Raw genomic sequence first — 19,006 nt, 5'->3', positions numbered from 1 at the left:
AGCAGGCGCTCCGTGAACGCGCAGAACGCCGGGGCCTCCAGCATCTCGTCGAACACGCTGACGATGGAGGGTGTCGGCCTGGACGTCCATGGGGTCATGCTCTTGGACGACGTGTCCATGAGGTTCGAGGCAGGCCGCATGACGGCAGTCTCCGGCCCAAGCGGATCAGGGAAGACGACGCTGCTGTCGGTCGCGGGCGGTCTGCTGAAGCCTACGCGCGGGACCGCCTCGCTGGGGTCCACGCTGACGTGGCAGGGCACGGGCGACCCGCCACCGCAGGTTGCGTTCGTTCTGCAGGTCTACGGACTGGTGCCGGTGCTCTCGGCACGGGAGAACGTCGCGTTGGCGCTCCGAGCCCGCGGGGTGTCCCTGGATGAGGCTGAAGAGCATGCCGACGAAGCGTTGGGGCGGTTCGACCTGACCCATGTGGGTGCACGGCAGGTCGAGGAGCTGTCGGGCGGCCAGATGCAACGGGTCGCGCTCTCGCGGGCGCTGGTCGTGCAGGCGCCGGTCGTCCTGGCTGACGAGCCGACGAGCGAGCTGGACGAGGGCAACCGCGACCGCGTTCTGTCCGAACTTCGCCGCGAGGCCGATCTGGGGCGAACGGTCGTCATCGCGACGCATGACCCGGTCATCGTCCAGGCGTGCGACGTCCACCACGCCCTCGATGAGGGCCGCGTGACGACGTTCGAGGAGACCCTCGCCGCGACCAGGCAGGCAAGGGGGACGTTGCCGTGATCGCGGCCCCCGTCGACGGACTGCGGGTGCGTCGCGGCACCCACGCCATCATCTTCGCCATCGCGTTCATCACCTCAACGGGCACGTTCACCGGTATCGGAGTGGCCCGGGAGGTCGGCGCCAGCGTGCCGGTGGTGCTCCCGATGGTGATGCTCGTGCTCGTCGCGCTGTTGTCCTGCACCGCGGAAGTGAACCGGGAACGGCGCGGCGACTTCGCGCTCATGCGTCTTCGCGGCTGGAGCAGCCTACGCATCACGGCCGCGGTCCTCGCTGAACCTGCGTTGTCTCTGACCGGCGGGTGCGTCGCGGGTCTCGTCGCCGGTGTGGGGATGTTGCCGTTCTTGGCACGGGCATGGCTACCGGACGGCACCTCAGCAAGCGTTGGCGTGTGGCCGTTTGCCGCAGTGCTGGTGGAGTTGGCGCTGGTGGCGGCGGCGATGGCCGCCCAGGTGGTGCCGGTGCTTCGGCGTCCTATGACGGAGCAGATCTCGGCCACGGAGCGGCCGCGCGAGGCCGGGGTGGTTTCGACCTTCGGGTTCGTCCTGGTCTTCTTCGGCTCTGTTGTCGGCGTCTACCAGGCGTGGGCCGACCCGGGCGCGAACTGGGTCGTGCATGCCACCTCATGCCTGCTCGGCCTGGCTGCCGGGATGCTCGCGCCGTGGCTGGTGCGAGGCGCAGGTGCGTGGCAGGGGGCTGGGCGCCGCGACGCCGTAGCTCCTCACCTGGCCGCCAGTCGCATCCTCCGGTCCTCCGGTGTAGGACAGCCTCTGATGGTCCTGGTCGCGGCGGCCACGGTGTCGTGCGTTGCGCTCGGAGGAGTGCTGATCGTGAACCAGTGGGCCGGTGACGCCGGCCGCATCGCGAACGGCGCCCCGGTCTTCATGCGCTACCAAGGCACCCCACAGCAGGCCCTCGATGCCACTCGGGCTGCAGACCCCGACGGGCAGTGGGCCTTGGCAGGCGCGACGGTGTTCGACGACGACCGCCCCGAGTCACGCCGGGTCTACCTGGACACCAGCCGCTACGAAGACGTCGTCGGCGGCTTCCTCGACACGACTGCCGCACGCGAGGGGTCCCACGCGGTGGATGAACTACGAGAAACGTCGCAGGGGCTACCCGAACGGCCCGTCATGAGCAACGGACGGTGGACCATGCGCGTCGCCGTCAACGAGTCATTCACCCGTCTTGCGGAGCTGACGTTCCGACTCAACTACGTCGGCGACCGGGGCGCCGACGTCGCGTTCATCGAGATCGCTGTCCCGCCCGGACAGTCGAGAACGAAGAGCGTGCGCATCACTGGGTGCGATGACCGATGCCTCATCCGCAGCCTCGACGTGGAAGAGGGCCGCCCGTGCGCCCAGGTGACCAAGGACCTGTGCGGCCGCCCGAAGCTCACCTTGGACCAAGTTGAGGCTGGCGGCGTCGACCTCACCTCGCAGCCGTGGGTCCTCGAAGGAGCGGCCCCGGGGGCCGCGGGTGCAGGCCCGGACGCCACGGACGCGGTCGCCGAGTCAGGGACCCTCAATCTCATCCCAGGCAGGCTCGAAGTGAGGCCCGCGCGACGAGGCCAGTCGACCTTGATGCCCCCGACCGAGCTGCTTGCCCTGCCCGTCCTCGCCGCCGGCGAGGTCGACTGGGGGCAGACGCCCGAAGTGAAGACGCCAGGTGGAGACCATCGTCCTGCTGAGCTCGTCGGCACCTACGCGGCACTTCCCGTCGCCGGGGCTGGAGGAGTGCTGGCTGACCTCGCTACCGCGCTGTCCGACTCCTCGCCCGCCGTCCCCGCAGCCCAAGCCCTGATCCTGGCCCGGGACGACATTCCGGCTGACGTGATGAGCGCGCTGGCGGCGGCCGGCGCCGAAGAGCCCGTCATGCCCGACGAGCAGTCCAGCAACATCTCGGCAGCAGCGGGAACCGCGGGCGTTCAGGTCGGGTGGGTCGTCGCCGTGTGCTCATTGATGGTTGGGCTCCTCACCAGCCTGGTCTACATCGCGCGGCTCCGCCGGGCCCACGCACAGGAGGAAGCCGTCCTTCGCCTCCTCCTCGTCCCGACTCCCACGCGGGCGGCCGCCAACCGGAGGGAGGTCTGGACGCTCGCCTTCGCCAGCGCAGTGGTCACCTGCGCGGCCGGGTACCTCGCAGTAGTGGCACTGCTGACGCGTGCCGAGCTCGTCGACGTACCCGCCAACCAGCCCGCACTCGAGAGTCCGATCGGTTCCACGTCGCTCCTGACGGCCATCGCGCTCGTCACGCTCGGATGCACGCTGGCCGTCATCGCCGGCGGGTTCCTCGCCCGCCATGTCCGCCATGACGAGGCGTCACCCGCATCGCTCCGTGAAGGCACGGTGACCCCATGAGAGGGACGCACGGCATCCCGCCCGGTCTCACACGCGTGGTGCGAGACGGCATTCGTGGCCGGCTGCTGCTGTCGGCGTCCACGTTCGTCCTCACCGCGCTGGCCGTCGGCGCCGCAGTGCTGGGGCCGTCCTTCTCGGTAGCTGTCACCAACTCCTATGTGGTCACGAGGCTCGACGAGGCACGCAACCAGCTCACCGGGTTGAGCTGGGAGTACCGCCCCACCCAGATCGACCACGCCCAAGACTCGACAGGTGAGCCTTCGTCTCTGGCAAAGGTCCAGAGCATGGCCACTGATGCCGTCGTCGAGCAGGTCCCAGACCAGTACCTGCCCGTCACCTACCAGCTCGAGAACGAACCGATCGTGGTCCCCGGCATCTGGACCACGCCTGAGGACCACACCCCAGATCCGGCCGGCGTCGCCGTGCGGTTGCTGGTCAAGGACGGTGGCTGCGCCCAGGTGAGGCTCACCGGGCGCTGCCCGGCCGCCGCTGGCGAGGTCGCCATGCTGGAAGGAGATGCGGTCGAGGACGACCTTCAGCTCGGGGACACCATCGACCTGGGCAAACCGTTCGGGAAGCTGACCCTGGTCGGCACCTACCTCCCGCCGCCTGCCGGCGACGTTGCCGCTGCGGACTTCTGGTTCGACCTGTCACGGTTCGAGAGCAAGCCGCGCCAGTTCCTCGCGTCCATCGGTGTCTCCTTGCCTCGCCGGCCCGCCCCGTACCTGAGCGCCGAAGCCACCTTGGAGCGCATCCCGACTGACCAGCTCCTCGTACGTGCCGACAGCCGACTCGAGGTCACGGCCGACATCACGGTGGCCGACTTCGACGCCCTCGTCGCGGCGGTCGACGCGGTCACCATGTCCGGGTCCGAGGCGGGCGCTGAGGAGGACCGGCCGGCGGGCGGCACGTTGACCGAGGTGTCGCTCAACGACATCGAGGCGATGGCCGGGGAGATCTCCGCCGAACGTGTCGCCGCTGCAGCCTCCATCGCCCCGGCGATGCTCGCGCCTATCCTCGTGGCACTCGCCCTGCTGGCGCGACTGATGTCTGCATCAGCGACGCTGCGAGTCCCCGAGCTGGCGTTGGCGTCCCTGCGCGGCGCGGACACCCGCCGAACGTGGCTTCTCGGGCTCGCTGAGCCGATGGCCCTGCTGGTCGCGGCCGTGCCTTTGGGGATCGGGCTCGGCCTGGGCAGCAGTGGGGCGTTGACGCGGTGGTGGCTCTACCCCGGGCTCGCGGTTCCCGCGCCCTGGACTTCCTGGGCGGCGACCGCACTGGTGGTGGTCGGCTGTGCGCTGGTGGCGGTCGTCGCGACGGCCACGGTGTTCCGCAGCAGCCTGGACACCATGCTCGCGCCGGTCAAGCGGCCGCACCGCACAGGACGCACGGCACTAGTGGCGACACTGACGCTGCTGGCTGCCACTGTGGTGCTACCCATCGCCTCACTCACCAGTGGCCGCGAGGCCCCCGACATCACCGACCTCATCCTTCCTATCGTGCTCGGCCTGGCCGCGGGCGTCGCCGCGACCCGCCTCATCGTGATGGCGGCCAGACGGGCGCAACGCCTTCGCAACCGATCCGTCTCCACCTACGTAGCATCCCGGGGGGTGGCGCGACGATCCGAAGCCGCGCTTCTCGTCCTTCCGCTTGCTGTTGCGGTGTCGGTGTCCATCTTCGGTGCCGGCGTGTACGGCGCCGCCGCTGCCTGGCGCACGAGCGTCGCCGCGACGGAGGCACCGGCCGACACCGTGTACTCCACCGAGCTGTCCATGGCCGCCGCGACCGACCTCACGCACGAGCTCGACCCCGACGGGCGTTGGCTGATGAGCGCGGCCGTGTTCCGCAGCGGCAGGTACCCATGGGTCGTCGCCGACACCAGCCGCATGCCGGCAGTGGCGACCTGGCCATCCCAGTGGACGAACGCGTCCTCATTCGACCTGAGCCAGCAGATCGCCGCCGCACCCCTCCCGAGCTTCACCGGCAACAACGTCACCCTCGACGTTCGCGTCGACGCTCGGGGCGTCGCTGCGGCGGCCTCAACGACAGTCGAGCTGCGGGTACGGCCGAACGGCAAGGACCCTCTCGGGGTCTACCTCGGCCCCTTCGACACCGACACCCGTTCCGCCACCGCCGACGTGCCCTGCGGACGCGGGTGTGAGTTGCTGGGACTGAACATCGGTGGCAGCGCTGCCTCGCCCACGAACCTCGCAGGGCAGTACGACGTCGGACCGATGCTCGTCGACGGCCAACCCGCCGAGAACCTCTTCGCCCCCGGATGGTCTGCGGCGCCAACACATCTGGGCGGAACCGGCGCCCAAGGTGCCTCGACAACCGAAGCCGACGGCCACACCGTGACAGTGACAACCGACCCGGCCGGCGGAGCACGGCGCATCTCACTGGTGTCGGTTCCGGTGCCGAAGCAACGCCCCGTGGTCGTCGGTCGAGGAGCCACCGACGGTCTCAACAGACCACGCCCCGGCACGCCGGAGGCGCTGCTCCCCCCGTCTGCTGCGCCGATAGCAACGTCGGAGAGCGTGCCGTTCCTCGGCCCTCGGGGCGTTCTTGCGGACTACACGATGACCACCCTCGCCCACCCCCTCGACGAACGCGACTGGGACGTCTACCTCCTCGCCAACGTGGACCTGCCAGCCGACATCGCGGCAAGCCTGGCGTCGCAAGGCATCTCCGTCTCAGGGTCGCTCGAGGCGTCCCGGAGCAGGCTCAATGCCACCGCCTACGCCCTCGCCACCCGCCTGTACGCCATCTCCGCCGCCACCGTCCTGCTGATGGCCTTCGCGGGCCTCGTCGTAGCCACCGCCACTCAACTGCCCGGGCGCCGCACGGATGCAGCGTCCATGAGGGTGGTTGGCGTGCGACGGCGAGTGGTGCTGGTCGCGATCGCGCTCGAGACGGCAGTCATCCTGCTTGCCGGCGGAGCCGCCGGACTGGTCGCCGGAGTCGGCAGCCAGGTCCTGGTGCTCCGCACTCTGACCCTTGGCACCCTGGCGGAGGCCACTTACCCCCGGGTCCTCGCCGTTGTCGACCTCGGATACGTGGTGACCTACGCCGCTGGGATGGTGGCAATCCTGGGCTTGACGGCCGTCGCTGGCGCGATGCTGACCGTTCGCGGCGCCACCGGCGGCACCCTGCGTGAGCGCGGACGCTAGTCGATGCACTTCATGCGGTTGTCGAAACCTCGGCCGACCGGATCCTGACCCACGTCGCCACGCGCGTGTACCGCCGGACACCGAACGGGGGGCGAGGCGTTCTGACTCGCGATCCGTCTCGTTGCAGCACAGGGAGGCATGACCGTGCTCACCATCCCCACTCCATCTCGGCGACGACCAGGTCGCGGACCCGCGCTCCCGACAGCAAGCCGACGATGTGCAGTGACAGGTCGATGCCGGCAGAGATGCCGCCCGAGGTCCACACTCGCTCTGAGCACTGCACGAACCGTTGGTCCCGGACGACCCGAGTCGTGGGGCTCGTGGCAAGGAGCTCGTCGAACGCCCCGTGGTGTGTGGTCGCAGAGCAGCCGTCGAGCATCCCGGCCGCCGCGAGTACCAACGCACCCGTGCACACGGATAGAACCAGTTCCGAGTGCTCGGCGCAGGAGCGAATCCAGTCGATCACGTTCGGCTCATGCAACAGAGGTCGCGTCCCGGAGCCTCCAGGAACGATGAGGATGTCGGGGGCCGTTGCCTCTGCGATGGTGGCGGAAGGAAGGACCGTGAATCCGCCTCGCCCGGTGAGCGCGCCAGCGCGGACGCCGATTGCACTCACTTCGAACGGCGATGTCGGGTCGACCTCGTTGGCAACGTTGAAGACCTCATACGGCCCCGCGTAGTCGAGGACTTCCATCGAGTCGAACGCCATGATGCCCACGGAGCGGAAGGGGTTGCCAGTGATGTCCACGTGCGGTCCTTGATGGCCGGGTACCCGCTCGAAGCGGCTGAGGCCTCACTCTCGAATAACGACCCCACCAGCGCGAGTGGCAAGAATGCCGCGTTCTGCAAGAATCTGGCCATGACGCCCAACCGCGTGGTCGTTCTGGCGCTGGGACCCGTGGTGGCCTATGACGCTGTCATTCCCATGCAAGTGCTGGGCCAGGCCGTGGACGGGGAGGGCCAAGGGCTGTACGACGTCGTGCTCGCCACCTTGGATGGCAACCCGGCGGTGACAACGCACGGATTCGATATGGCTCCCCATGGGGATCAGGGCCTCATCGAAGGGGCGGACCTCATCGTCATCCCTGGAACGCACAGTCCGGGTCCTCGACGCGAGGGCCTGGCCCCGGAAGGACTGCGGACGGCGCTGGACCGCCGGCGTGCCGACGCTCGGGTGGCTTCCATCTGTACTGGCGCCTTCGTCCTTGCAGCGGTGGGGATGCTGGACGGAAGACCCGCAACGACGCACTGGAGCGCGGCGGAGGAGTTTCGGCGTCTGTACCCGCGGGTGAACCTCGATCCACGCGTGCTCTATGTCGACGACGGCGACGTCCTGACCTCCGCGGGGCTCAGCGCCGGAGTCGATCTGTGCCTCCACCTGATCCGCAGCGATCACGGCATCGAGATCGCCAACCAGGCGGCCCGTCACATGGTGGTCGCGCCGTGGCGCGACGGCGGCCAAGCCCAGTTCATCGAGTCCCCCCTACCTCACGCACCCGACCAGTCGACCAGCGGCGCTCGCACGTGGGCACTGGAGCACCTCGGCGAGCGCATCACGCTTCAAGGACTCGCCGACCGCGCCTGCATGAGCGTGCGGACGTTCAACCGGCACTTCCGGGCCGATACGGGCACCACCCCCGGTTCTTGGCTGATCCAGCAACGGCTCCGTCAAGCTCAACGACTGCTCGAGAGCAGCGACCTCACCGTGGACGAGGTTGCCGCGCGGGTCGGATTCAGTGCGGCGTCGTTCCGTGCTCACCTGCGATCGACCACCGGCATCTCGCCTACCGCCTACCGCAGCGCCTTCCGCGCAGCCGAGTGACCGCGACGCGGACGTAGGCTTCCTGGCCCTGCCGGAAGGCGCCGGAATCGACCGTCAGCCCAGCCATGTGATCGCCCTCTCGACACGCGCCACCGCACCATTGGCGACCTCGACCCACGGCGCCTCGTGCGGAGCCACGCCTGTCAGGCGGGCGATCGCTGCCCGGATGGCGTCGCCGTGCGAGACCAGCACCGTCACGCCACCGTCGTGCTCCGCCACCTCTGCGAGCACGGCGCCCAGCCGATCGTGCACCTCCAGGAGTGACTCCCCACCGGCCAGCGGGAGCGCGGGATCGGACCAGTCGTGAGCCTCCCCAGCCGCCCAGGTCTCGTCGTACCCGCGTCCCTCGAGCTCGCCGAGGTGCTGCTCACGAAGGCGGGTGTCGAGCGCCACCGGAGCCTGCAGCGCTCGGCTGACGACCTCAGCGGTCTCCACGGCGCGCACCAGGTCGCTGGTGAGGATGCGGGTGACCGGTCGGCCCGCCAGGTCCTCGCCGATCAGCGATGCGGCCCGCTGTGCCTGGCGGCGTCCCAGCGACGTCAGCCGCGGGTGGGAGGTCTGTCCTTGGGTGAGCCGCAGGACATTCCACTCCGACTGGCCGTGGCGGACGAGGTAGACGGGGTGAGTCACGGCGCTGATTCTTTCGTAGGGAACCGCCCACAGACACGCACAGCCCATTCCGAGTCCGTGTGAGTACTCTCGGCGGGTGCCCGAGTCTGCGCGTGTACTACCGACCGCCGGGACGCACGGCGGTGACGGTCCGGCAGTGGCCCGTGCGTTGGGTCTCGATCCCGCCGAGCTGCTGGACCTCTCGCAGAACCTGAATCCGTTCGCGGTGGACGTCTCCTCACTGGTCACCCGGCACCTGGACACGCTCGGCCACTACCCCGACGACCGTCCGGCGACCCGGCTCCTGGCCGAGGCGTTGGACGTGGACCCGACCCGGCTGCTGGTGACCAACGGCGGCAGCGAGGCGATCGCGCTGCTCGTCGCCGAGCACGGCGGGCGGGTGCTCACCGAGCCGGAGTTCGCCCTTCACCCGCGGGGTGATCACGGACCGGTGTGGCGCAGCAACCCGCACAGCCCGACTGGTCGGCTGGCCGGCGCCGACGAGCACGCCGACATCTGGGACGAGGCATTCCATGCGCTGGCCACCGGCCGCTGGAGTGCAGGGCGTGAGGGCATGGTGGTCGGTTCACTCACCAAGACGTTCGCCTGCCCGGGGCTGCGGCTCGGGTACGTGCTCGTCGAGGACCCGGCAGACGTGGCCGGGGTCCGTCGCCACCAGCCGCACTGGTCGACCAGTGCACTAGCGCTGGCGGTGCTGCCGGACCTGCTCGAGTCTGCGGACCTCCCCCTGTGGTCGATGCAGATCAGCGACGCACGACAGCACCTGGTGGCGCTGCTGGAGGGCTACGACCTCGACGTGACCCACGGTGCGGCCCCCTGGGTGCTGGTCGACCGGCCGGGACTTCGCGAGGCCCTCGCGCCGCACGGAGCCCTCGTGCGCGACTGCACGAGCTTCGGCATGCCGGGTGTCGCGCGCATCGCCGTGCCACACCCCGAACAGCTGGCCCGGCTCGACCGGGCCTTCTCCCACACCCTGGACCCCATCGCACGGTGACTCCCGGCCGGGTGTAACTTTCGCGAGCGTCGTGAAGACGAAGTCCGGTGAGAGTCCGGCACTGTCCCGCAACGGTCAAGCCATCGCACCCTGGTGGACGAGTCCGGTCGAACTTCACGACCTGAACCGCATCACCCTCGAGGACAGGGGTGGGTTCGTCCGGCGATGACGTCGTGCGACTGCTTCCTCCTCTCACTACCAGGAGGAACGTTGAAACAGCTCCGTCACCTGCCGCTCGCCCTGGTCCTGGCGACCTCGCTCACCCTCACCGGTTGCGGCGGGACCGGCTCGGCCGAGGACACCGGCTCAGCCGAGGACACCAGCCCGAGTGCCTCACCGGCCGACTACCCCGTGACCGTCGACACCGGCAACGGCGAGGTCACCCTCGACGAACAGCCCGAGCGCATCGTCTCCCTGTCCCCCTCCGCCACGGAGATCCTCTTCGCGATCGGCGCGGCCGACCAGGTCATCGCCGCCGACGAGTACTCGACCTACCCGGCATCGGCACCGACCACCGACCTGTCGGCGTACGACCCGAACGTCGAGGCCATCGCCGGCTACGAACCCGACCTGGTGGTCGTCGCCAACGACACCGACGGCATCGTCGCGGCGCTGGCCGAGCTGGACATCCCGACCATCGTCAACCCGGCTCCCGCCACCATCGAGGAGGGCTACGACGGCGTCGCCGCCCTCGGCCTGGCCACCGGTCACGTCGACGAGACCGCGGAGGTCGTCGCCGACATGCGGGCGCAGGTCGACGAGGCGCTGACGGCTGCTCCTCGCGGGAGCCTGCGCGTCTACCACGAGCTCGACGAGAACCTCTATGCCGCCAGCTCGCACAGCTTCATCGGTTCGGTGTACGACGCGCTCGGCGCTACCAACGTCGCCGACGCGGCCGACACGCAGAAGAGCGGCTATCCACAGCTGACCGAGGAGGCAGTGATCGCCGCCGATCCCGAGCTGATCGTGATCACCGACCAGGTGAGCTACACCGCTGACGACGTGGCGACCCGACCCGGTTGGGAGAACGTGAGTGCGGTCCGCAACGGCAACATCGTCACCGTCGATGCCGACATCTCCTCGCGCTGGGGACCGCGACTGCCGCAGCTCATCGAGTCCATCGCCGACGCCATCGCCTCGGTGAAGGCACCAGTCGGCTGAGCACATGGCGACCGACACTCCTCCCGCACCGGCGGACTCACGGCCACGCCACGAGCCATCCACCGTGGTGGTCCGCGCGGCCGATCGGGCCTACCGGGTCTCCCTGCCCGCGCTGCTGGTCACGCTGGCCCTGCTCGTGATCGCGGGCCTGGTCAGCGCGACCCGGGGCGCCGCCGGACTCCCGGTGGGCGGAGTGGTGTCGGCGCTCCTCGACGCCGTGCCGTGGGTCACCGTCGACTCCGACCTGACCACGTCGCAGGAGGCGATCCTGTGGTCGATCCGGCTACCCCGGACGGCGCTGAGCATGCTGGTCGGTGCGGCTCTCGGTATCGCCGGGGCGGCCTACCAGGGCGTGTTTCGCAACCCACTCGCGGACCCCTACCTGCTCGGGGTCTCGGCCGGTGCGGGGCTCGGAGCCGTGCTCGCCCTCGGCTTCGACCTGGACCTGGGCTTCGGGCCCTTCAGCGCGGTCCCCGCAGCAGCGTTCACGGGCGCGCTGCTGGCAGTCAGCGGCTCGGCCCTCATCGCCCGTGGCTCGTTCGCCTCCACCGCCACCCTGTTGCTCTCGGGCGTGGCGATGGCGGCGCTCTTCTCGGCGGCCCAGACCTACGCGTTGCAGCAGCTGGACGAGACCAGGGCGCGAGAGGCGCTGAGCTGGCTCTTCGGCCAGCTCACCGCCCACGGCTGGGACGAGGTCCTGCTCCTGCTCCCCTACGTCGCCGTCTCCAGTGTGGTGCTCTGCGTCTACGCCCGACACCTCGACGTGCTGCGCCTGGGTGACGACGAGGCCACCGCGCTGGGCCTCAGGCCTGCACGCGTGCGGTTGGTGGTGATCGCCGCGGCCACCCTGGTGACAGCTGCCGCGGTGTCGGTCAGCGGCTTGATCGCCTTCGTCGGGCTGGTGGTGCCGCACGTGGTGCGGATGCTCACCAGTCACAGCTATCGGGTGGTGCTGCCGCTCTCGGGTGTGCTCGGTGGCGCCTTCCTCTCCAGCGTCGACGTCGGCGCGCGCACGCTGGTCGCGCCCGCGGAGCTTCCAGTCGGCGTGCTCACGGCGTTCGTGGGCGCTCCGTTCTTCGCGTTCGTGCTGTGGCGGCGGGGCGGATCCCGATGAGGCTTCGCGCCACCGACCTGCGGGTCCGACTTCGCCGTACGGAGGTCCTGCACGGCATCGACCTCCAGCTGGAGGCAGGCGAGTGGCTCGGCGTGATCGGGCCCAACGGCGCTGGCAAGTCGACCCTTCTCAAGGCACTGGCCGGAGTGCTGCGCCACACCGGCACCCTCCGGGTCGGCTCCGGTCCCCGCGCCACCCGGATCGCGCTGATGCCGCAGGCACCGCTGCTGCCCGAGGGCATGTCGGTCGTCGAGTACGTCCTGCTCGGGCGCACCGTCCACCTCGGCTGGCTGCGGGGCGAGACACGCCGGGACCGCAGGATCGCGGCCGAGGTGATCGGCAGGCTGGGGCTGGACGAGCTCGCCGACCGGCCCGTCACCTCCCTCTCCGGCGGGGAGGCCCAACGAGCAGTCGTGGCCCGGGCCCTCGCCCAGCAGACCCGGATCCTGCTGCTCGACGAACCCACCAGCGCCCTCGACCCGGGCCACCAGGTGGAGGTGCTGAGCCTGGTCGACGACCTGCGCCGGCAAGACGGCATCAGCGTGATCGCCGCCATGCACGACCTCGGCTCCGCCGCACGTCACGCCGACCGGTTGCAGCTCCTCGCAGCCGGGTCGACCGAGGCGGTGGGCACGCCGAGGCAGGTGCTGGACCCCGTCGTCCTGAGCCGCGTCTATCGCACCCCGCTCGACGTGCACCGGCTCGCAGACGAGCTCGTCGTCCTCCCCCGCCGCACGACCACGACCCGAAGGAACACCGCATGAGCGACCACGCAGAGCCGCGCACCAAGCGCCCCTACGACAAACGCGAGCTGCGCTCCGCGCCGTCGGTGGTGCTGGTCAACACCGGGCACGGCAAGGGCAAGTCGACGGCCGCGTTCGGCACCGTGATGCGATCAGTGGCGCGAGGGTGGCCGACCGCGGTGGTGCAGTTCATCAAGAGCGGGGCCTGGCACACCGGCGAGGAGAAGATCAGCCGTCAGATCGGCGTGGACTGGTTCACCGCCGGAGACGGTTTCAGCTGGGACTCCAGCGACCTCGACGAGAGCCGGGCCAAGGCGGTGGCCGCCTGGGCGTTCGCGCGGGACCTCATCCACCGGGGCGAGCACCGCATGGTCCTGCTCGACGAGGTCAGCTATCCGATGAACTGGGGGTGGATCGACACCGAGGAGGTCACCGAGACCCTGCGCGACCGACCCAGGGACACCAGCGTCTTCCTCACCGGACGCGAGATGCCGCAACCCGTCATCGACGTCGCGGACACCGTCACGGAGATGGTGAAGGTCAAGCATGCCTTCGAACAAGGCATCAGGGCACGCAAGGGGATCGACTATTGAGCGGCGCCCTGCTGGTCTGCGGTGCCACCAGTGGTGCCGGCAAGTCCACCGTCACCTCTGCCCTGTGCCGGGTCTGGTCCGACGCGGGCCGCGACGTCGCGCCGTTCAAGGCGCAGAACATGTCCAACCACGCCGCGGTCACGGCCGACGGGGGTGAGATCGGACGTGCCCAGGCGATGCAGGCGTGGGCGGCACGGGTGGCTCCGGACCGCCGCATGAACCCGATCCTGCTCAAGCCGTCCGCGGCTCGCACCAGCCACCTCGTGGTGCTCGGCGACGAGGTCACGGTCACGGATGCCGCCGGTTACGGAGAGGTCGCGCGCGGCCTGCGGGACGTGGTCCTCGAGGCGTTCACGTCGCTGCGTGCGGAGCACGACTGGGTGGTCGCGGAGGGCGCCGGCGGAGCAGCAGAGATCAACCTGCTCGACCGCGACCTGGTCAACCTGCCGCTCGCGGCCGCCGCGGGGATACCTGCGATCGTGGTGGTCGACATCGACCGCGGCGGGGCCTTCGCCTCGGCGTACGGGACCTGGGCGCTGCTGCCGGACCACCTGCGCCGTCAGGTGCGCGGATTCGTGTTCAACCAGTTCCGCGGCGACGCCTCCCTGCTGGAGCCAGGTCATGCGGAGCTGACCGATCGCACCGGACTGCCGGTGCTCGGCGTCCTCCCGCACCTGGGTCAGCATCCGATGCTCGGCGTGGAGGACAGCCTCGACCTGGCGACGACCACGCGCCCGGGCGGCTCGCCCTCCCCGCTTCGGGTGGCGCTCCTGCGACTGCCGCACCTGGCCAACCCCGCCGACTTCGACCCGCTCGTGATGGAACCGTCGGTCAGCCTGCGCTGGGCCGCCCATCCCGACGACCTCGACGACGCGGACCTGGTGATCCTTCCGGGAAGTCGCGCCACCGTCGCCGACCTGGCCTGGATCCGCGAACGCGGCCTGGCCGACGCGGTGGCCCGCACCGGTGCAGTCGTGCTCGGGATCTGCGCCGGGTACCAGATGCTCGGGCGCTGGATCGACGACCGGATCGAGTCCGGAGCGGGCCGGGTGCCCGGGCTGGACCTCCTGGGCGTCGAGACGACCTTCGCCACGCCGAAGATCGTGCGCCGGACCGGCCCGGGTTACGAGATCCGCTGGGGTCGCCCGGTCAGCGACGAACCCTGGGACGTAGCCGTCGAGGGCAGTCGCCGGGGTTCGGTGCACGGGACCAGCGTCCACGGACTCTTCGACGACGACGCCTTCCGACACTCCTTCCTGGGTGAGGTGGCCCGGTCACGTGGACGGCGCTACGACCCCTCCCCCGTTTCCTTCGCAACGGCCGTGGACCAGCACCTCGATCACTTGGCGAGTTGGCTCGGCGAGCACCTCGACCTCGACGCCGTGGACAAGATCGCGACCTCGGCCCTGCCGGTCGACGCTGCCCCGGGGTGGGTCCGATGACGGCCGGCGCCACCATCCTGCCGCCGGGACCCGACCACCGGCACGTCCTGGTCTGGAGGTTCGGCGAACCCGTGCAGGCACTGTCGTCGGCCTCCGTCGGCGGTGGCTTCACCACGCCTTCCTGGCTGCTCAACATCGGCGTCCCCCACGACTACTCGCGGATCGATCTCGACCAGCACGCAGCCACGATCGCCACCGGCCGGGACCTGCGCGGGCCGGGCATCGCGATGTTCACCGCCGTCGATGTCACCCGTGCGGAGCACGTTCTCGTCGAGAGGGCGTCGGTGTGCGCGACCGTCGGCGTCACCAGGCCGACGTGGGCCGCCGACCCAGAGGCCGGGCATGCCCTCTGGCCGGGCACGATCAACCTGGTCGCGCAGCTGCCGGTGGCCCTGGAGCCGGCCGCGATGGTCCAGGCTCTGCTCGCCATGACGGAGGCCAAGACCCAGGCACTCCTGGAGGCGCAGGTGCCCGGCACAGGGACGGCGAGCGACGCGATCACCCTGGTCTGCCCCGTCGCGGCCAGCACGGAACGCTTCGGAGGTGTGCGGTCCACCTGGGGTCACCGCGTGGCCATGGCCACGCATGCCGCCGTCCACCGAGGGTTGGCCGCGCACCCGGGGCGTCCTCGATGAGCCGGCCGGGGCGGCGTGCCCTCGGCGTCGCCGGCGGGTTGTTGCTGCAGAAGGCACTGCCGGAGCCGCCAGGTCGCTGTCACCCGGTGGCCTGGTTCGGCACGACGATGCAGAGGGTCGAGGCGGTCGGCTACGCCGACAGCCGCTCCGCCGGGGTGCAGCACGCGCTCACCGGTGTCGCGCTGGGGGCGCTGGCCGGCCGGGTGACACGGTCCACGGCCCTGGCGGTCGGGCTCTGCGCGGCCGGCCGCGAGCTGCGCCGGGCGGCACGGCTGGTCGAGGCCCCCCTGCTCGACGGCGACCTCGCGGGCGCTCGCACCGGCCTCCCCTCACTGGTCGGTCGTGACCCGAGCCGACTCGACGCCTCGTCGATCGCTGCGGCCGTGATCGAGTCCCTGGCCGAGAACTCCGTCGACGCCGTGATCGCCCCCGCCGTCTGGGGCGTGCTCGCCGGAGCCCCTGGCGTGTGGGCGCACCGCGCGATCAACACGATGGACGCCATGATCGGTCACCACAACCCTCACTACGAGAACTACGGTTGGGCCGCGGCCCGGCTCGACGACGGCGTCAACTGGCTCCCGGCCCGGCTCTTCGCGGTGATGGCCATGACCGTCGCACCCGCCCGGGCAGGCGCCGTGCGCGCCGTCGTACGACGTGACGCCCACCTGCACCCGTCCCCGAATGCCGGAGTCGCAGAAGCCGCGGCCGCAGCCGTGCTCGGTCGTGAGCTCGGCGGGCCGCTGCAGTACGGCGAACGCCACGAGGACCGGCCACGACTCGGTGACGGCCCGCGCCCCGAGGCCGGGGACATCGCGAGAGCACGGGAGCTGACGAGCCGGGTCGAGTGGGCTCTAATCGGGGCACTCGTGCTGCTGTGGTGGGCAGACCGCCGACTCGGCCCCTGCCTGGTCGCAGTCATGGACACGAGGAGATCCACCCGATGCCACTGACCTTCCTGACCGGCGGAGCCCGCAGCGGCAAGTCGGCTCGCGCCGTGCTGATGGCGGCCGCGAGCGGCCGCCACGTCACGTTCGTCGCGACCGCCCAGGCTCGCGACGCAGAGATGACGGACCGGATCCGGCTGCACCGCGCAGAGCGCCCTGCTCGATGGACGACCGTCGAGGCGCCCCTCGACATCGAACCGGCGATCGTCGGGGTCGGAGCCGGATCCGTCGGGATCATCGACTGCCTCTCGCTGTGGGTCGCCAACCTGCTCGAGCGCGGCGACTCGGCCTCCCAGATCGACGAGGCGGCCGAGCGCGCCGCCGCCGCCTGCGCCACCAGCACCACGGACTGGTTCGTGGTCAGCAACGAGGTCGGCATGGGACTGGTGCCCATGCACCCCCTCGGCCGCGACTACCGCGACCGGCTGGGCCGGGTCAACGCCACCTTCTCCGCCCGGGCATCGCTCGCACAGCTCATGGTCGCCGGCCGCGCCCTCACGCTCGGCGACCACAACCTCGACCTCCAGGAGGAAAACCCATGAGTGACCTGTCGGTGCTGCAGAGCACCATCCAGGCGATCCGACCCGCCTCGGCCCAGGCCCTGCGGGAGGCCACCTCGGCCATGGCCGACAAGGTCAAGCCGGTCGGCAGCCTCGGCCTCATGGAGGACCTCGCGACCCGAATCGCGGCCCTCCGTGGCCGCGTCGACCTGCCCGACCCTGCCGCCGCCGTGGTGGTCTGTGCCGCCGACCACGGCGTGGCCGAGGAAGGCGTGAGCGCCTTCCCCCAAGCAGTCACCGGGCTCATGCTCACCGCCTTCGGCACCGGCGGGGCCGCCGTGGCGGTGCTCGCCAGAGCCTCCGGCGCCCGGCTCGTGGTGGCTGACCTGGGCGTGATCGACCCACCGGCGGTCCCCGGCCTACTGGACCGCAGCGTCCGTGCGGGCACGAAGAACAGCGCGCACGGGGCTGCCATGACCGTGGCCGAGGCCACCTTGGCGCTGCGCCACGGAATCGACCTCGCACACGAGCTGGTCGACGAGGGGGTCGACCTGGTGGCGCTGGGCGAGATGGGTATCGGCAACACCACCACCGCCAGCGCACTGACGGCCGCCCTCCTCGGTTGCGACGCCGCATCCACGTGCGGCCGCGGCACCGGCCTCGACGATGTCCAGGTGACCCACAAGATCTCGGTCGTCGACCAGGTCCTGGCGCGACACGCCGCGGTGTTCGACGACCCGCTGGCAACCCTGGCTGCGGTGGGTGGGCTCGAGGTGGCGGCTCTTGCCGGCGTCGTCCTCGGCGCCGCGGAGCGGCAGGTCCCGGTGCTTCTGGACGGATTCATCACCGGAGCCGCTGCCCTGGTGGCCGCGCGCCTCGCCCCCGCGAGCACCGACGCGATGATCGCGGCACACCTGTCCCCCGAGCCCGGCCACGCCCTGCAGCTGGCCGCCCTCGGCCTGCGCCCCCTGCTCGACCTGCAGATGCGATTGGGCGAGGGCAGCGGCGCGGCACTCGCCATCAACCTCGTGCGCTCATCGATCGCGGTGCTCAACGAGATGGCGACGTTCGCCAGCCTCGGTCTCGACCAGACCAGCCCGGTGGTGTGAGTGCGCCCGCTGGCTGCGGCCACGATGCTGCTCACCCGGGTGCCGGTGCCGGCATCGGCGGGCACCGTCGCTCCCGCTCGCGCCGCCGTGCTCTACCCCGCGGTCGGGGCCGCGATCGGGGCCATTGTGGCGGGCGTCGCCGTGGGAGCCGGACAGCTCTGGCCAGTGCTCATCGCGGCCACGGTGGCCGTCGCCGCCGAGACGGCCCTCACAGGTGCCCTGCACCTGGACGGGCTCGCCGACTGCGCTGACGGGTTGGCCGGCCGGGACCGCGAGCACCGGCTGCAGATCATGAAGGACCACGTCATCGGTGTGTACGCCGCAGCGACCCTGGCACTGCACCTGCTGATGAAGGTCGCTGCCCTGTCGACCCTGCTCGCGGCCCTTCGACCCCTGGACCTGCTGCTGCTCCTCATCGGCGGGTACGCCGCTTCCCGCGGAGCGATGCTCCCGCTGGCGCGGTTCCTTCCCTATGCCCGGGCGGAGGGGACCGGCCGGGGCGTGGTCCAGGAGCTGAGCACGAGGCAAACGGTGACCGGACTCGCCCTGGCGCTCGGCGCGTTGGCCGCGGTGGTCCCGGTGCATCTGTGCACCGCACTGCTGATGGCACTCGCCGCTGCAATGGTCACGCTGGCGGTTGGGGTGCTGGCGCATCGCCGGATCGGCGGCGTGACCGGCGACGTGCTCGGCGCCTGTGCGGAGCTGACCCTGGTCGTCATGCTGTTGGCCGGGGTCGCCTCGCTCACCTGATTCGACCCACGCCCATCAGGACCCACAGTCGAACAGCAACTCCTGCAGACACCGCCCAATGCTCGTCTTGCCGAATTCGACCCACCGTGCGGCCATGCCCGAGCGTCACCACGTGTCGGGCGGACTGGGTCCACCCTGGACATGCCGGCCACGGTGATCGCCAGGCGTGTCGGACGGACTGGGTCGATCACGTGGTTCCGCGAACATGTCCGGCAGCGTCGGCCTGAGCACCGACCAGTCGACCCGTCGGACCGGCTGACGTGGCTGCCCGGGGACGCTGCGAAGTGCAAGCTGGCGTATGCAG

17 protein-coding genes and 1 riboswitch are annotated in these 19,006 nt (G+C 70.6%); of the genes, 15 read left to right on the top strand and 2 right to left on the bottom strand.

Annotated elements, in window-relative coordinates:
- The first annotated feature begins 12 nt into the window (after positions 1 to 12).
- Genes ASG94_RS17365 through ASG94_RS17355 form a run of 3 tightly spaced genes read left to right on the top strand, consistent with a single transcriptional unit; the run spans position 13 to position 6,265 of the window.
- Entirely contained in the window at positions 13 to 738 is a 726-nt protein-coding gene (locus ASG94_RS17365; protein ID WP_156411656.1) for an ABC transporter ATP-binding protein, read from the top strand.
- Positions 735 to 3,095: an FtsX-like permease family protein gene (locus tag ASG94_RS17360; protein WP_056927702.1), complete on the top strand. Its 2,361-nt coding sequence runs from the start codon at positions 735 to 737 to the stop codon at positions 3,093 to 3,095. Before ASG94_RS17365 ends, ASG94_RS17360 begins: the two co-directional genes overlap by 4 nt.
- Complete coding sequence (locus ASG94_RS17355) at positions 3,092 to 6,265, top strand: FtsX-like permease family protein (RefSeq protein WP_156411655.1); 3,174 nt, start codon at positions 3,092 to 3,094, stop codon at positions 6,263 to 6,265. The genes ASG94_RS17360 and ASG94_RS17355 overlap by 4 nt, the downstream gene beginning before the upstream one ends.
- 148 nt (positions 6,266 to 6,413) lie before the next feature.
- Here the strand turns inward: ASG94_RS17355 and ASG94_RS17350 are convergent, their stop codons facing one another.
- Positions 6,414 to 7,013, bottom strand: a complete 600-nt coding sequence (locus tag ASG94_RS17350; protein WP_235537310.1) for a DJ-1/PfpI family protein — start codon at positions 7,011 to 7,013, stop codon at positions 6,414 to 6,416.
- 111 nt (positions 7,014 to 7,124) lie between these two features.
- Between ASG94_RS17350 and ASG94_RS17345 the strand changes: the two genes are divergently transcribed.
- The gene (locus ASG94_RS17345; RefSeq protein WP_056927763.1) at positions 7,125 to 8,087 is read left to right on the top strand and encodes a GlxA family transcriptional regulator; all 963 of its coding nucleotides are present in this window, start codon (positions 7,125 to 7,127) and stop codon (positions 8,085 to 8,087) included.
- 54 nt (positions 8,088 to 8,141) lie between these two features.
- Here the strand turns inward: ASG94_RS17345 and ASG94_RS17340 are convergent, their stop codons facing one another.
- A complete protein-coding gene (locus tag ASG94_RS17340; RefSeq protein ID WP_056927700.1) occupies positions 8,142 to 8,717 on the bottom strand; it encodes a histidine phosphatase family protein in 576 nt (191 codons plus the stop codon).
- 136 nt (positions 8,718 to 8,853) lie between these two features.
- Between ASG94_RS17340 and ASG94_RS17335 the strand changes: the two genes are divergently transcribed.
- From ASG94_RS17335 to cobS, 11 genes are all read left to right on the top strand, one after another.
- Positions 8,854 to 9,711, top strand: coding sequence for an aminotransferase class I/II-fold pyridoxal phosphate-dependent enzyme (locus tag ASG94_RS17335; protein ID WP_056927699.1), 858 nt, complete (start codon positions 8,854 to 8,856; stop codon positions 9,709 to 9,711).
- 15 nt (positions 9,712 to 9,726) lie between these two features.
- Positions 9,727 to 9,872, top strand: a riboswitch (adenosylcobalamin (AdoCbl) riboswitch).
- Between the two features lie 49 nt (positions 9,873 to 9,921).
- On the top strand, positions 9,922 to 10,872 hold the full coding sequence (locus ASG94_RS17330) for an ABC transporter substrate-binding protein (RefSeq protein WP_056927698.1): 951 nt from the start codon (positions 9,922 to 9,924) through the stop codon (positions 10,870 to 10,872).
- 64 nt (positions 10,873 to 10,936) lie between these two features.
- Positions 10,937 to 11,986 carry a FecCD family ABC transporter permease gene (locus ASG94_RS17325; RefSeq protein WP_200958163.1) on the top strand — a complete coding sequence of 350 codons (1,050 nt, stop codon included), beginning with the start codon at positions 10,937 to 10,939 and terminating at the stop codon, positions 11,984 to 11,986.
- Positions 11,983 to 12,750: an ABC transporter ATP-binding protein gene (locus tag ASG94_RS17320; protein WP_056927761.1), complete on the top strand. Its 768-nt coding sequence runs from the start codon at positions 11,983 to 11,985 to the stop codon at positions 12,748 to 12,750. The genes ASG94_RS17325 and ASG94_RS17320 overlap by 4 nt, the downstream gene beginning before the upstream one ends.
- Positions 12,747 to 13,322: a cob(I)yrinic acid a,c-diamide adenosyltransferase gene (gene cobO, locus ASG94_RS17315; protein ID WP_056927697.1), complete on the top strand. Its 576-nt coding sequence runs from the start codon at positions 12,747 to 12,749 to the stop codon at positions 13,320 to 13,322. Before ASG94_RS17320 ends, cobO begins: the two co-directional genes overlap by 4 nt.
- Entirely contained in the window at positions 13,319 to 14,764 is a 1,446-nt protein-coding gene (locus ASG94_RS17310) for a cobyric acid synthase (protein ID WP_056927696.1), read from the top strand. Before cobO ends, ASG94_RS17310 begins: the two co-directional genes overlap by 4 nt.
- A complete protein-coding gene (locus ASG94_RS17305) occupies positions 14,761 to 15,399 on the top strand; it encodes an adenosylcobinamide amidohydrolase (protein WP_056927760.1) in 639 nt (212 codons plus the stop codon). The genes ASG94_RS17310 and ASG94_RS17305 overlap by 4 nt, the downstream gene beginning before the upstream one ends.
- Positions 15,396 to 16,349, top strand: a complete 954-nt coding sequence (locus ASG94_RS17300; protein WP_082624287.1) for a cobalamin biosynthesis protein CobD/CbiB — start codon at positions 15,396 to 15,398, stop codon at positions 16,347 to 16,349. The genes ASG94_RS17305 and ASG94_RS17300 overlap by 4 nt, the downstream gene beginning before the upstream one ends.
- A complete protein-coding gene (locus tag ASG94_RS17295; protein ID WP_056927694.1) occupies positions 16,340 to 16,885 on the top strand; it encodes a bifunctional adenosylcobinamide kinase/adenosylcobinamide-phosphate guanylyltransferase in 546 nt (181 codons plus the stop codon). The genes ASG94_RS17300 and ASG94_RS17295 overlap by 10 nt, the downstream gene beginning before the upstream one ends.
- Entirely contained in the window at positions 16,882 to 17,952 is a 1,071-nt protein-coding gene (cobT, locus tag ASG94_RS17290) for a nicotinate-nucleotide--dimethylbenzimidazole phosphoribosyltransferase (protein WP_082624286.1), read from the top strand. The genes ASG94_RS17295 and cobT overlap by 4 nt, the downstream gene beginning before the upstream one ends.
- Positions 17,953 to 18,702, top strand: a complete 750-nt coding sequence (gene cobS / locus ASG94_RS17285; protein ID WP_056927693.1) for an adenosylcobinamide-GDP ribazoletransferase — start codon at positions 17,953 to 17,955, stop codon at positions 18,700 to 18,702.
- The last annotated feature ends 304 nt before the right edge of the window (positions 18,703 to 19,006 follow it).

Source organism: Nocardioides sp. Soil805, assembly GCF_001429625.1.
In the GTDB taxonomy this organism is placed as follows: Bacteria; Actinomycetota; Actinomycetes; order Propionibacteriales; family Nocardioidaceae; genus Nocardioides.
The sequence above is the reverse complement of the archived record's forward strand: the minus strand, read 5'-3'. Positions and strand labels throughout refer to the sequence as shown.

Excerpts from the sequence above, each read along its gene's own strand:
- ASG94_RS17355 (WP_156411655.1), top strand. The coding sequence starts at position 3,092 with ATGAGAGGGACGCACGGCATCCCGCCCGGTCTCACACGCGTGGTGCGA.
- ASG94_RS17345 (WP_056927763.1), top strand. The coding sequence starts at position 7,125 with ATGACGCCCAACCGCGTGGTCGTTCTGGCGCTGGGACCCGTGGTGGCC.
- ASG94_RS17320 (WP_056927761.1), top strand. The coding sequence starts at position 11,983 with ATGAGGCTTCGCGCCACCGACCTGCGGGTCCGACTTCGCCGTACGGAG.
- cobO (WP_056927697.1), top strand. The coding sequence starts at position 12,747 with ATGAGCGACCACGCAGAGCCGCGCACCAAGCGCCCCTACGACAAACGC.
- ASG94_RS17305 (WP_056927760.1), top strand. The coding sequence starts at position 14,761 with ATGACGGCCGGCGCCACCATCCTGCCGCCGGGACCCGACCACCGGCAC.
- ASG94_RS17300 (WP_082624287.1), top strand. The coding sequence starts at position 15,396 with ATGAGCCGGCCGGGGCGGCGTGCCCTCGGCGTCGCCGGCGGGTTGTTG.
- ASG94_RS17295 (WP_056927694.1), top strand. The coding sequence starts at position 16,340 with ATGCCACTGACCTTCCTGACCGGCGGAGCCCGCAGCGGCAAGTCGGCT.
- cobT (WP_082624286.1), top strand. The coding sequence starts at position 16,882 with ATGAGTGACCTGTCGGTGCTGCAGAGCACCATCCAGGCGATCCGACCC.